This is a genomic window from Paenibacillus sp. JT22N15 (assembly GCF_059383755.1).
This window is the reverse complement of record NZ_JBXENV010000001.1, coordinates 14,988-28,004: the sequence shown is the minus strand read 5'-3', so window position 1 is coordinate 28,004 and position 13,017 is coordinate 14,988. Positions and strand designations below refer to the sequence as shown.

General features: G+C 53.5%; 6 protein-coding genes and 1 pseudogene. All 7 read left to right on the top strand.

Annotated features, from left to right (window positions below; all coding sequences use genetic code 11):
* The first annotated feature begins 25 nt into the window (after nt 1-25).
* The 7 genes and pseudogenes from AC50X8_RS00110 (at nt 26) to AC50X8_RS00080 (ending at nt 12,899) form a co-directional block, all read left to right on the top strand.
* Nucleotides 26-1,384, top strand: coding sequence for a Gfo/Idh/MocA family protein (locus AC50X8_RS00110; protein WP_056029128.1), 1,359 nt, complete (start codon nt 26-28; stop codon nt 1,382-1,384).
* A complete protein-coding gene (locus tag AC50X8_RS00105; RefSeq protein WP_494877995.1) occupies nt 1,384-3,579 on the top strand; it encodes a glycoside hydrolase family 88/105 protein in 2,196 nt (731 codons plus the stop codon). Before AC50X8_RS00110 ends, AC50X8_RS00105 begins: the two co-directional genes overlap by 1 nt.
* A gap of 98 nt (nt 3,580-3,677) precedes the next feature.
* On the top strand, nt 3,678-5,957 hold the full coding sequence (locus AC50X8_RS00100; protein ID WP_056032700.1) for a helix-turn-helix domain-containing protein: 2,280 nt from the start codon (nt 3,678-3,680) through the stop codon (nt 5,955-5,957).
* 45 nt (nt 5,958-6,002) lie between these two features.
* Nucleotides 6,003-8,078 (top strand): glycoside hydrolase family 65, encoded by a 2,076-nt coding sequence (locus AC50X8_RS00095; RefSeq protein WP_494877993.1) that lies wholly within the window; start codon nt 6,003-6,005, stop codon nt 8,076-8,078.
* Between the two features lie 37 nt (nt 8,079-8,115).
* Nucleotides 8,116-9,258: an oligogalacturonate lyase family protein gene (locus tag AC50X8_RS00090; RefSeq protein WP_494877991.1), complete on the top strand. Its 1,143-nt coding sequence runs from the start codon at nt 8,116-8,118 to the stop codon at nt 9,256-9,258.
* Nucleotides 9,259-9,277: 19 nt separating this feature from the next.
* Complete coding sequence (locus AC50X8_RS00085; RefSeq protein ID WP_056029120.1) at nt 9,278-10,429, top strand: glycoside hydrolase family 88/105 protein; 1,152 nt, start codon at nt 9,278-9,280, stop codon at nt 10,427-10,429.
* A gap of 4 nt (nt 10,430-10,433) precedes the next feature.
* A pseudogene (locus AC50X8_RS00080) lies at nt 10,434-12,899 on the top strand (glycosyl hydrolase family 95 catalytic domain-containing protein).
* Nucleotides 12,900-13,017: the final 118 nt, after the last annotated feature.

Genomic DNA, 13,017 nt, shown 5'->3' with positions numbered 1-13,017 from the left:
TAAATGCAAGAAAGGACTGGATAAGATGAGAAAACGATACGCCATTTGCGGCGTGAGCGGACGTGCGCTGGGCATGTTCGCCAAGCCTATCCTGACCACTTTCGCTGGAGGCTGCGAGCTTGTCGGCCTGCTTGACCGAGATCCCAAGCGCTTTGAGCTGTACCGTTCGAGATATCCGGAGCATGCCGACATAAGAACCTACGGCGAGAACGAGTTTGATCGAATGGTCGCTGAAACGAAGCCTGACGTGATTATCGTTGCAGGCCGCGACGACACGCATGCGCAGTACCTGATTGCCGCTCTAAAGCATGATCTGGATGCCATTACAGAGAAACCAATGGTGACAACGGGAGAAGACAGCAAGCGCGTTATTGAAGCAGAGAAGGCGAGCAAGGGCTCGGTTATCGTGACCTTCAATTACCGCTATGCCCCGATTCATACGAAGATTAAGGAGATTGTGCAGGAAGGGAAGCTTGGCAGAATAACATCGATTGACTTGAACTGGTACTTGGATACGTATCACGGCTCGAGCTACTTCAAAAGGTGGAACCGGGAACGCAAGCTGTCGGGCGGTTTGTCCGTACACAAGAGCACACATCATTTCGATTTGGTCAACTGGTGGATTGATCAGAAGCCGGTAGAAGTATTTTCCTTTGGTGCTTTGAATTATTATGGCGCCCAAGGCGAGGCGAATCCGAGGAAGGAGGACGGCAGATTTTGCAGCACCTGCTCTCATACCGAGGACTGCTCGTATTACTCGCGGTGGAATGCCCGCAGCCGGAATCTTAAAGTGCCGGATGATCATCTCGGGTCTCTTGATACAGGGAAGACATCGGCGTTTCCCTATTCGGATTACCGTCCGGACCGCTGCATTTTCGATTCAGAAATAGAAATTGAAGATACGTACGCCGCGACCGTGAAATACAGCGGCGGCGCGCTGCTCAGTTATTCCGTCAACTTCTCGCTGCCTTATGAAGGTTATCGGCTAGCCATTAACGGGACGAAAGGAAGGCTCGAGACGGTGGAATATCATATGCCTGGCAGAACGCCATTCCCTACGCCTGTCCAAACGATCGACTACTTTCCATTGTTCGGCTCAAAGGAAACGATACATGTCGTGCACCGGGAAGGCGGACATGGCGGGGGCGATCCGCTGCTGCTGGAAGACTTATTCATGGGCGAGGACCGTAGACGGCCGTTCCGCATCTTATCGGGTGCGGTTGACGGCGCTTATTCGGTGGCGACGGGCGAAGCGGTCTGGCGCTCGGTAAAGGAGCATCGCCTGGTTACGATCGAGGAAGTGCTGGAAAGCGGTACCGGCAGCCCTGGCAGCGAATTGCAGGAGCGTCCAAAGAGCCTAAACGGCCAGAGAGGAGGAGGGTAATGGCAGCTAACCTAAGCGGGTATTTCGATTCGATGGAAAGCATGGCCGCGCAGACGGAGGGCGGAAGCATTCCGCATGTGCTTAAGGTTATCGCGCAGCGGTATGTCGGCGATAATCCGCCTCATGGCCCTGTGTACCGGGTGACTCGGGCCAGCGCGGTCCGCAAGGGAGCGGACCACTTATATGAATTTCCGCTGAGAAGCATGTTTAAGGAAATGGAAGCAGGCCTGCGGGTTTACGCTTGGGCAAAGCTCTGGATCGATCAGCCGCAGGAGTTCATCTTCCATCTTCGCTGCTACGGGCAAGTGAAGCTGCATCACAATGGGGATCAGCGCTTTGGCTCGTCACCGGAGGAGGAGATGTCCGAAGCGGATCCGACTTCAGTCGTACTGCCGATAAAGCTAAAGATAAATCTGCTGCGGGGATGGAATCACTTTGTTCTGGAGCTGGGGGTGGGACAGGAAGGAAACTGCGGAGCGGCGTTCGGAACAGGCAGCCGCAAAAATAAGCCTTTTCACTTTCTGGCTCCATCCGATGAGCGGGACGGGGAGGAAGGCTGGATCTATACGGCGCCGTCGGCCCATCCGCTTAATCGCATCCCGGGCACTAATCAGACGGAAGCAGCTACTGGAGCGGAATGGCTGCCTGCACGAGAAGAGGGAAAAGGGAGGTTGGATCTTTTATATGGCATGCAGCCTGGCTATTCCGCTTATGCATGGACGACGATCGCCAACCGTACCGTCTCTAAGCAGCCAGTCACGATCTCAGGAACCGCATACGGTCCATTACAGTTTATATGGCAGGGAAAAGAAGTATACGCGGTTCGAGAAGCGGGAGACTTCTCCCTCGAATTGGGTGCAGACCCGGGGAGCGGCGACCTAATCGCCCATTGCCGATGCGATGGGCAAGGATGGGGTTTTCAGCTTGAGGACATTGCATCGCCTAACGTTGAACTGGTTCTCGGGCGGCGCGTGCATGGCTATAAAGGTAAATGGCTGCTGCTGGGTCCGCTCTCACCGGAAGCGAATATGGATTCGGCCGATTATCTGGCACCGGGCAAGGTGTCGGCCGACCGCTTCACGAACGTTTTCTGGACGACGGATCAGCCGGGAGCGCATGTACGCCCATTTCTCGAAAATGAGCTTTACGGCCGTTGGAATTATCCGCTTGGCGTTACGCTGTCAGGACTGCTAGGTTCAAGCCGGCTGCTTGAGCGTGAAGATTTGGCGGATTACGTTGCGGGCCATGTCGAGTTCGCGACATCGACTTATGCCTACTCGCTGTGGGACCGCGAGCGCTTCGGAGCAGCAGGCTTAAACAACCAGCTGTCGCATATCGACAGTCTTGATGACTGCGGCTCCTTTGGGGCGCTAGCCATTATGGCAGAACGCGACCGCTTGATTGAAGGCTCGCGTGCGGTGGCGGATGATATTGCCCATTATATTATGAACGTGCAGGACCGCATGGAAGACGGAGCGCTGTATCGCAAAGTCGGCGTCTCCCCGAGTATGCATAACACGATGTGGTGCGACGATATGTACATGAGCGTTCCTTTCCTATGCAGGTATGCCGAGCTTACCGGCGATGCGAGCTATATGGATGAAGCCGCGGGGCAGCTTCTGCTTTATAAGAAGTATTTGTACATGGCGGATCGGCAGGTCATGTCTCATGTGTATGATGTTCGCAATAGCAAGCCGTCTGGGACGGTCTGGGGCAGGGGCAACGGCTGGGTATTTTTCTCGCTGGCCGTATTGCTCGAAGTATTGCCAAGGACGCATGAGAGCTACCCGTCCATACTCGCTTTCTATCGGGATTTGGCCGAAGGATACCGCAGGCTGCAGGGCAAGCATGGCCTATGGCATCAAGTATTGGTCGATGCGGAGTCATATGAGGAATCCTCGTGTACCTCGATGTTCATTTACGGCTTTGCGCTCGGGATTCGCCATAGCTGGCTCGAAAATCCGGAGCCGTACATCAGGGCGGCGCTGACCGGCTGGCAGGGATTATGCGAGCGGGCCATCGACAAACGAGGGAATCTGTACGGGGTATGCAAAGGCTCCAGCTGGTCCTATTCCCATGCTTACTATAAGCATGATTTAGGCTGGAATTTGAATGATACGCATGGTATCGGCATCGTACTGCTTGCCGGCATTGAAACGCAGCGAATGAAAGAATGGTTGAAAGAAAAGGCTTGAGGGGCTTTGGAGTGTGAGTAAGAAGATCGGGCTGAGTATGTTGCGAGAGCAGGATCACGTTATAATAGAAGGATCCTCGGCATAAGGTGGGATTTATCGTGACGCAGTCTATCAAGAAATGGTTGAAATATAATCTGGCACATACCCAAGTTAGGCTCGTGCTGATTTTGACCGTTTCCGTCTTTCTCATTATTCTGGCTGTAAGCTTGACCTCGTACAACACGTCTAAATCGGTGATGCAGGAAGAGCTCAGCGAATTGCAGCGCCAAATGCTGAAGCTCGATATGAACGTGATCGACGAGTTGATCAGCGAGAGCGACAAGGTCGCGATTCAAGTCGCTTTGAATGATAATGTTTACAAGTTTTTGACCAGCAAATCACAGGGCTCATATACGAATATTACGGAGGCCTACCAGTTTCTATCGACATTAATCAGCAATTCCAAATATATTAAAAGCATTTATGTTTATGATCTTACCCGGGAAAGCTTCCTGGCAATTCCGCAGGGCTTCAGCTCCAATAGGCTGACATTCGACGATTCCGACTGGACCGGCGTAGCTTCTGAATTCGGAGAGAGGACGACGCTCATTAAGAAAAGGATGGTGCCTGAAGGGGCAGGAGCTAAAGGCTCAAGCGTTACGCTGTTCCGTAAGATCATGATTCAAGGAGAGTTCAAAGGAATCGTAGCTGTCAATCTTAAAAATGACGAGTTATTCGCGAAGCTGAATCCGCCAATCATGAACAATTTGAACCGGATGCGCTATATTATTGACGAGCATGACGAGCTGCTCTACTCCGTTTCGAACTATGAGTTTAATCAAGAGTCGGTAAACCATGCGATTGAGTCGTTGAAAGAGGACGATGGCGGGGATATCACCATTCAGAATCGCCAATTGCTTATTAATCAGCTCAAATCGCCTGTAACGGGATGGAGCTATGTGTCTATTGTTGAGCAGGACAGCCTGCTGGCTAAGTCCAAGCGGGTGGCGAAGGTGGTTCTTTTAGTATCCATTGCGGCTCTCGGGCTTGGTGGGTTAACGATTTTCTATATTAATGCGGCGGCTTTCCGTCCCGTGCGCAGGCTCAAGCAGCTGTTCAGCAGGTATGACCGCAAAAAGAGCGGATCGGAGGGCATGGATCTAGAGAAGCTTGCTGGTGAATTGCTTACCAATCATGCGCATCTGGCTCAGCTTGTCCGGGAGTCGATGTCGGAGGCTGCCTCGAAGCTGCTTACTGATATTTATTCCGGCAATCTTAGCGGGAAGCGGGACATTGAAGAGAAATGGAACCGTTATTTTGGCGAATGGACGGAGGCGCCGGTGACGGTGGCCGTTCTATCGATTGACCGTTATGAGGAATGGTCTCGCACATTTACCGGCGGCGATCATTCCCTGTTAAAATTCGCATTGGCCAATATTGTGGCTGAACTGTTCGAGCCGCAGTGGCGAATCGTATGCGCCGATTTCGGAACGGATAAGACAGCCATCTTGCTGCAGCCGCGTGTAGAAGGGCAGCGATGCGAGAGCAAGCTGGCTGAATCGCTAGAGGTAGTGTCACGCTTATTGAAATTCAGCGTATCGGCTGGGGTCAGCAACACGCAGACGGATATTGCAAAATTAAAGCAAGTGATGCTGGAAGCGGAGAATGCGCTTACATACCGGCTGTACCAAGGCTATGGACAGGTCATCACGTTCCAAGAGGTGTCCGGGCATGAAGTGAACGAACCGCTGCAGTTTGAAAGCGCGCTGGATGAATTGATTGGCGCTATAGAAATGGGCGATGAGCCGAGTTCTCTGGAAGCAGTCGTTCGAATGACCGATAATATCCGCTGTCAATACGGGTACCCATCGGTGGCCGTATCCTTCCTGCAGTCGGCCATCGAGAGGATCGAGCAAATACGCCCAGCCTCGGAAGGCTCTTATTTTCAAACGTATGTTCGAATAGATACCCTTCGCTTGGAGGATATCAAAGATAAACTGGAGAGCAGGGCTGCCGTGCTGGCGCAGCGCTTCCGCCGTTTGGCCGAGAGCAAGGACTTTATCATGTGCCAACGGATGGTCGACTACTTGAAGCAAAATCTTAACGAGCCCATAGGCATACCGGAGGTAGCTGAGGCGATTGGCGTTAGCAGCAGTCTTGCCAGCCAGCTGTTCAAACAAGAAACGGGAGAAACGATCTATAACTATTTGACTCGTCTTCGTATCGAGCGGGCGAGTGAGCTGCTGTTAAAGACGGATGACCGTATTTCGGATATCGGGCTGATGGTTGGCTATCAACATGAGAATAGCTTTATTCGCAGCTTTCGCAAATTCAAGGATATTACCCCGGGCAAGTACCGGGATATGATGAGAACCCGGATGGATTTCCCGTTCGAATGATTATAGGCTGCGCAGCCTCTGGGTTCTAGCAAATAGGAGGAGCCAATGGACAGACGACAGATCGTGGAACGCCATCAACCGGAGTTGAATAAATGGGACCCGGTATCCCCGTTTTCCGTAGGCAATGGCGAGTTTGCCTTCAGCGCCGATATTACCGGCCTGCAGACTTTTCCGAATCAATATGAGGTGCCGCTGGGCACGCAGTCCAATTGGGGATGGCATTATACAGGCGGCCCGGGACGATTCATCGAGAGTGATGCCGCGTACCAGGCCTACGATACGTACGGCAGGGAGGTGGGGTATGCGATGAAACCGGGCGACAAGCCAGAGGCATACCACTGGTTGCGACAAAACCCCCATCGCCTTCAGCTTGGCCGCATTTCGTTTCGATTTTTATTAGATACGGGTGAAGAAGCTGAAGCTGGGGATATAACGAATATGACCCAAAAAATGAATCTATGGACAGGCATTTTGACAAGCGAATTCGCAGTGAGCGGCGTGCCGGTTCATGTTATGACCGCTTGCCATCCGACGATTGACACCATTGGGGTAAGCGTCGATTCGCCGCTAATTGAACAGGGAAGGCTGCAGGTTTTCATCCGTTTTCCAGCGCCTGATATGATATCTACCACATGGGCCAAGGCTGTATTTCCGGATCTGGACAATGACGGCAGGCATCTTACGGAGCTAGGCGAGACGGGCGTTAACGGGGCAACTATCGTGAGAATCATGGACGAGGACCGCTATGAGGTCAGTTGGTCTTGGAGCGCCGGGAGCCTGGAGCGGACCGGTGTTCACGAATTTACGCTGCTGCCGGACCCGGGCGGAGAATTGCTGGAATTCTCCATCGGCTTCGCGCAGGAGTCGGCGCAGACGGAAGAGGTCGAAGCGATCAAGTCCGCAAGCGCGCGTCATTGGGAATCGTTCTGGATGAGCGGCGCGGCAATCGACTTCTCCGGAAGCGCCGATCCAAGAGCCTATGAGCTGGAGAGACGCGTCGTATTGTCGCAATTTTTGCTTGCGCTGCACAGTGGAGGCTCGCTGCCGCCGCAAGAAACAGGCCTGATGTACAATAGCTGGTTTGGCAAGTCGCATCTGGAGATGCATTGGTGGCATGCGGCTCATTTTCCATTGTGGGGCAGAGAGAATTATTTGCTGAACAGCATGGATTGGTACGCGCAAATCTTACCGGTCGCGCGCGAATTGGCGCAGTCTCAAGGCTATGAAGGGGCGCGTTGGCCCAAGATGGTAGGCTTCGACGGCAAGCCATGCCCATCGCCGGTTGCAAACGGGCTAATCTGGCAGCAGCCGCATCCAATGACGCTTGCCGAGCTCTGCTATCAGGCGGATCCGTCGAGCGATACTCTGGAGCGGTTCCGCAGCATCGTGTTCGAAGCGGCTGATTTCATGGTTTCCTTCGCTCACTGGAATGAAGAGAAGCGAGTTTATGATCTGGGGCCGCCCCTTATTCCGGCACAGGAATGCCATTCTATGCAGGACAGCAAAAATCCGCCTTACGAGCTGGAGTACTGGAAGTATGGCTTGGATATTGCGATTCGTTGGGCGGAACGCATGCAGCAGCCTGTGAACCCGCTTTGGGCAGAGGTTGCCGGTTCGTTAGCTGAGCCTCCGCAGGCGGAGGGCGTATACCTTGCCCATGAGCAGTGCCTTGAAACATTTCTGACGAAAAATCGCGACCATCCGTCCATGCTGGGAGCACTCGGCGTTTTGCCGGGCGCGTTAATCGACCGCAAGGTCATGCTGAATACACTGCTGAAGGTGAAGGAAGTATGGATCTGGGAATCGGCATGGGGCTGGGATTTCCCGATGTGTGCAATGACGGCAGCAAGACTCGGAGAAGCGGATCTCGCCGTTGATTTCCTTTTAATGGATGCGTCCAAAAATACGTACCTAACCAACGGTCATAATTATCAGCGTCCTGGCTTATCCGCTTACCTGCCGGGCAACGGCGGGCTGCTGACCGCCGTTGCCATGATGGCTGCTGGCTGGAAGGAAAACGAAGCCGGACAATCGGCGGCTAGTCCGGCTGCCCTCAATCCGGGCTTCCCACAGGATGGAAGCTGGTCGGTGAAATGGGAAGGGCTGAAGCCCTGGCTGTAGAGGCTTCTAAAGCTTTCAATATTCAGGAGGCGAGAGCATGTCTGCAAAAGGAACCGTGTGGCCCTCGGAACGGAAGACGGAAACTGATCGGCTAACAGGCCTTGAAGTAACGCAATTAACCAATTATAAGGCGCATAGCTATCATTTATATTTTACGGAAAACGGTTGGTATGACGGAGAACAACGGCTGTTGTTCATCTCGGACAGGGAAAATTGTGCGAACCTGTACAGCTTGCATGTGGAGAGCGGTTTGATAACCCAGCTGACGGATTACAACGATGTGGATCAATTGGATGCTTGTCTGCTGCCTGACGGGAGCGCGGCGTTCGTGAAAATGGGACGAAGCCTTATTCGTCTGGACCTTGAATCGCTTGAAGAGAAGCTGATCTACGAAGCACCGAAGGGCTATCATCTGGGCAATGCGAACGCGACAGCCGACGGCCGGTTCATTATGACCTGCGTACAGGAGGATCTGTCGTATCGCATCCGGCTCGATCTAGGCAACGGCTATGTCGGCCATCGGGAGTTGATGGAGGCCGCGCCCCACAGCATGATCGTACGTATTGATGCGCAGATCGGCGGCGGAGAGAAGGTATATGAAGCGAACCGATTCATTACCCATATCAATACATCCCCAAAGGAGCCTTGGCTGATGACCTTTTGCCACGAAGGCCCATGGCATTTGGTAGACCATCGTATCTGGGGGCTGGACCTGCGCACGGGTCATGCTTGGAAGATCAGGGAGCGTCTGGAGGAAGGCGAGAAGGTTGGGCATGAATTTTTTTATCCGGATGGCGTAACGGTTGGCTATCATGGATTCCGAGTGGACGGTACCAATTTTTTTGGCAATATTCGTTATGACAATACAGGCATGGAAGAGACGGAGTTCGGCTTCGATACTTGGCATGGCTATGCGGACGGATTGGGGCAAGCGATCGTTGATGGGAAGGGAGCGGTCAAGACGCTTAGCCTATGGCGCAAGATCGACGGCGCGTACGAAGGCCCGCGAATCCTGTGCGAGCTGCGCTGCAGCTTTCATTCGCAGAAGGTGCACGCCCACCCGCGTTTCAATGCGGACGGAAAAAGGCTGCTCTTCACAAGCGATAAGAACGGATATGGCAATTTGTATGTAGTCGACATTCCAGAAGATTTTAGTTCTTTACCGCTGCTGGAAAAGTAACCAAAAGGAGGAGAAGCTGATGAATGCTGCAACTGAAATCCTTAATGCAGAACGTATATCCGTTAGGGTCGCCAGAACGATTTTGTCCCAAAGCGAAGATGGCTATCACCCGAATATTGCTAATAAGTGGGGCTATGTGGCCGGGATGGCACTGACGGCGATCGGGAGGCTCGGCGATTGGACCGAAGAATCTGAATACGAAGCAACAGTGAAGCGTCATATAGATGTTTTCATCCAAGAGGACGGCTCCATTCGCGGCTATACGCTGGAGGATTACAATCTCGACCATATTAACAAAGGAAAAAACCTGCTGAGACTATGGAGAAATGGAGGAGATTCAAAGTATGAACAGGCCGCCCGGCTTCTCATTACTCAATTGATTGGGCAGCCCCGTACAGATGAAGGCGGATATTGGCATAAAAAAATATATCCCTTCCAAATGTGGCTGGATGGTCTATACATGTCTTCTCCGTTTATGGCGGAATTTGCCAACACCTTTGGCGAGAGCGGTTGGTTCGATGAAGCGGCGCATCAGCTGCTGTTGATCGAACGGCGCACGCGCAACCCCCAAACGGGATTGCTGCATCACGCATGGGACGAGAGCAGGGAACAGCGCTGGTGCGATGCCGCCACGGGCCGCTCCCGGCATGTGTGGGGACGCGGGATGGGCTGGTACGCCATGGCGCTCGTAGACTCGCTTGAGCATTTTCCCGTTCATCATCCGAAACGCGGCCAGCTGATGGGGATTTTTGAGCGGATGGCGAATGCCTTGCTGCGCGTTCAGGATCAGGAGAGCGGCGTGTGGTACCAGTTGCTGGACTGCAACGGCCGCCAAGGAAACTATTTGGAGTCGTCGGGCTCGTGTATGTTGACGTATGCGCTGGCTAAGGGCATTCGGCTCGGTTATTTGGCTGAGATTGACAGGCAGGCAGTGGAGCTCGCATATGATGGAATTCTTGAGCGCTTCGTAACCGAGGATGAGCATGGCGTTCATCTCCACAGCATTTGTAACGGGGCAGGCTTGGGCGGGCGCAAGTATCGCGACGGCTCCTATGAATATTATATGAGCGAGCAGGTCGTCAGCGATGTACTGATGGGCGTTGCCCCGCTTCTGCTGGCGAGCGTTGAGCTGGAGCGGCTTCGCAGGCAGTCGGATACTGCCATTATTTAACGAGATGGCAGGAAGAGGATCAAACGAAGGAGGAAGGATACGGATGCGGCAGCAAAAAGACAAACGAAGCGCCGATAAGCTTTTGATGAGTTATCCCGCGTCATGGTGGCGGAATATGTGGCGCGAAGCGCTTCCCTCGGGCAACGGCGTCATTGGCGCATCCGTATTCGGCGGCGTACAGGAGGAGACGGTGCTGCTTAACCATGCCCGCTTATGGCATTGGGGGCGCAAGGATAAGCTGCCGGATGTAAGCGATACCCTAGCCCAGACCCGCAGTCTGATGGACGCAGAGCGATATGCAGAGGCAAGCTGGCAGCTCGCGGATGCTTTAAAGGAGCGCGGTTACGGGACGAAGCTCGCTTCCAGATTTCCGCTGGCTGCGATCCGGCTAGTCATGCCCTGCAGCAATGCCTTTCGCGGGTACAGCAGGATGCTTGAGATGGACACCGGAGAAATAACGGTAGGCTGGACGGACGGGCCGAGCCAGTATCGTCGGAGGCTGTTCGTTTCGCGCGCTGACGATTCGGTTGTCTATGAGCTTGGAGGATATGAGGAAGCGGGCGTATCGGGTGAGATCGGTCTTGATCTTCACCCGAGTGATCGCTGGGCGGATACGCCGGAATTCAAGGAGCTCGAGCAATCGATTGAAACGGGAGCAGGCGATGCTTACGTCTGGTTTGCCGGAACGAATGACGATGGAACAGATTTCGGAGCGGTCATGTTGGTCATTCCGGAGGGCGGCAGCATGGAAGCGGCGGGAAGCGTCATCCGCTTCGAGGGAGCGAGGCGGCTGCTGGTGCTTGTGAAGCTGTTCGTCCTGGGCGAGCGCTCCAAGGAATGGGAGCGGCTGAAGCAGGAACTGGCCGAGCTTGTTGTCGATTCCTCCTACGAAATACTGCTTGAGCGCCATATCGCCCTGCATCGGCCGTTATACCATTCAGCCTCGCTGGAGCTCAATGACGCGGAAGATGATTTGCGATCTAATGAGCGGCTGCTGTTGGATGCGTATGAGGGGGAGGCGCCGCCGGCACTTGTTCGCAAGATGTGGGCCTATGGCCGTTATTTGTTCTTAAGCGGTACCTCATCTGCGGAAGAGGCGGAGCCTTTCGGCCTGTATGGGCTGTGGGGAGGCGATTATAGGCTGGTATGGTGCCATAACATGGCGAACGAGAACATCTAGATGATGTATTGGCATGCGCATGTTGGAGGTCTGGGCGAACTGGTCCCTTCCTTATTCCGTTACTATGAGGGATTAATGGAAGACTTTCGTGAAAATGCAAGCAAGCTGTACGGCTGCCGCGGTATTTATATCCCAGCAGGCTCCACGCCGGGCATCGGCGTTCCTAATCAGATAGTGCCTGTCATTCTGAATTGGATCGGCGCAGCTGGTTGGCTGGCCCGGCACTATTATGAGCATTTCCATTTTACCGGAGATGTTCAATTTCTGCAGGAGACAGCGCTGCCGTTCATGCTCGAGGCGTTGCTTTTTTACGAGGACTTTTTGGTTACGGACGCGGACGGCTTTTACAAAATATATCCCTCCGTATCGCCGGAAAATACTCCGCTCAACTTCATGCCGGCTGATGGCAAACCGCTTGCGCACCCGATGCCTACGGCGATCAATGCGACGATGGATGTCGCCATTCTGAAAGAGCTTTTGCAGCACCTAATAGCAGCGAATCGGAAGGTGGGCGGCGATCCGGAGGCAGAGAAGGAATGGAGCCGCATGCTGAAGCGATTACCCGCGTATCGGCTGAATAAGGATGGCGCGGTCAGAGAGTGGCTCCATCCTGCTTTTCAGGATCGGTATGCGCACCGTCATCTATCTCATCTGTACCCCGTTTTCCCTGGGCAGGAATTAACGCAAGAGAGTGATCCTACCTTGTTCGGCGCGTTTGAAAAGGCTGTGCAGCGGCGCGAGATTGGAGCCCAAAGCGGGTGGTCGCTAGCTCATATGTCTGCTATTTATGCTCGTTTTGGAGATGGGGACAGCTCCTTGAATTGTCTGGATATCCTCTCCAGATCGAGTCTGCTGCCTAATCTGTTCACGCTCCATAACGACTGGCGGGGAATGGGCTTATCGATGCAAATGCCTACGGCTCCGGTGCAATTGGATGCCAATATGGGGTGGGTGAATGCTGTGCAGGAGCAGCTGCTTCAGGTATCCGACAAACTCATTAAATTGCTGCCGGCGCTGCCGAAGCGTTGGAAGCGGGGGCGTCTGGCCGATTGGAGATTCCACACAGGCAAAGTGGCGCTATCTTGGAATCAAGAAACGGGTTCGTTCAGAGCAGAGTTGACGGCAGATAGGGATACCGACATAATCGTCAAGCTGCCGGATTGGGCGGGAGCCTGCAGCATAACCGGCGGAGAAGTCCAGCCTTCGCCGCTAGGTCCCGCGTACTTTACGTTGCGAATGAAGAGTGGGGCGCCATCGGTTGTTTTTGAATCCGAATCATTAAATCAATAAAGCAAAAGAACCACATCCTATGACGTGGTTCTTTTGCTTTATTGGCGGAATGCCGTGGGGAGGGTGTGGCGCAAGCTTCACCCTCCTTTTATAAACGAAATTTCAATATAGATAGAGT

Excerpts from the sequence above, each read along its gene's own strand:
- AC50X8_RS00110 (WP_056029128.1), top strand. The coding sequence starts at position 26 with ATGAGAAAACGATACGCCATTTGCGGCGTGAGCGGACGTGCGCTGGGC.
- AC50X8_RS00105 (WP_494877995.1), top strand. The coding sequence starts at position 1,384 with ATGGCAGCTAACCTAAGCGGGTATTTCGATTCGATGGAAAGCATGGCC.
- AC50X8_RS00095 (WP_494877993.1), top strand. The coding sequence starts at position 6,003 with ATGGACAGACGACAGATCGTGGAACGCCATCAACCGGAGTTGAATAAA.
- AC50X8_RS00090 (WP_494877991.1), top strand. The coding sequence starts at position 8,116 with ATGTCTGCAAAAGGAACCGTGTGGCCCTCGGAACGGAAGACGGAAACT.
- AC50X8_RS00085 (WP_056029120.1), top strand. The coding sequence starts at position 9,278 with ATGAATGCTGCAACTGAAATCCTTAATGCAGAACGTATATCCGTTAGG.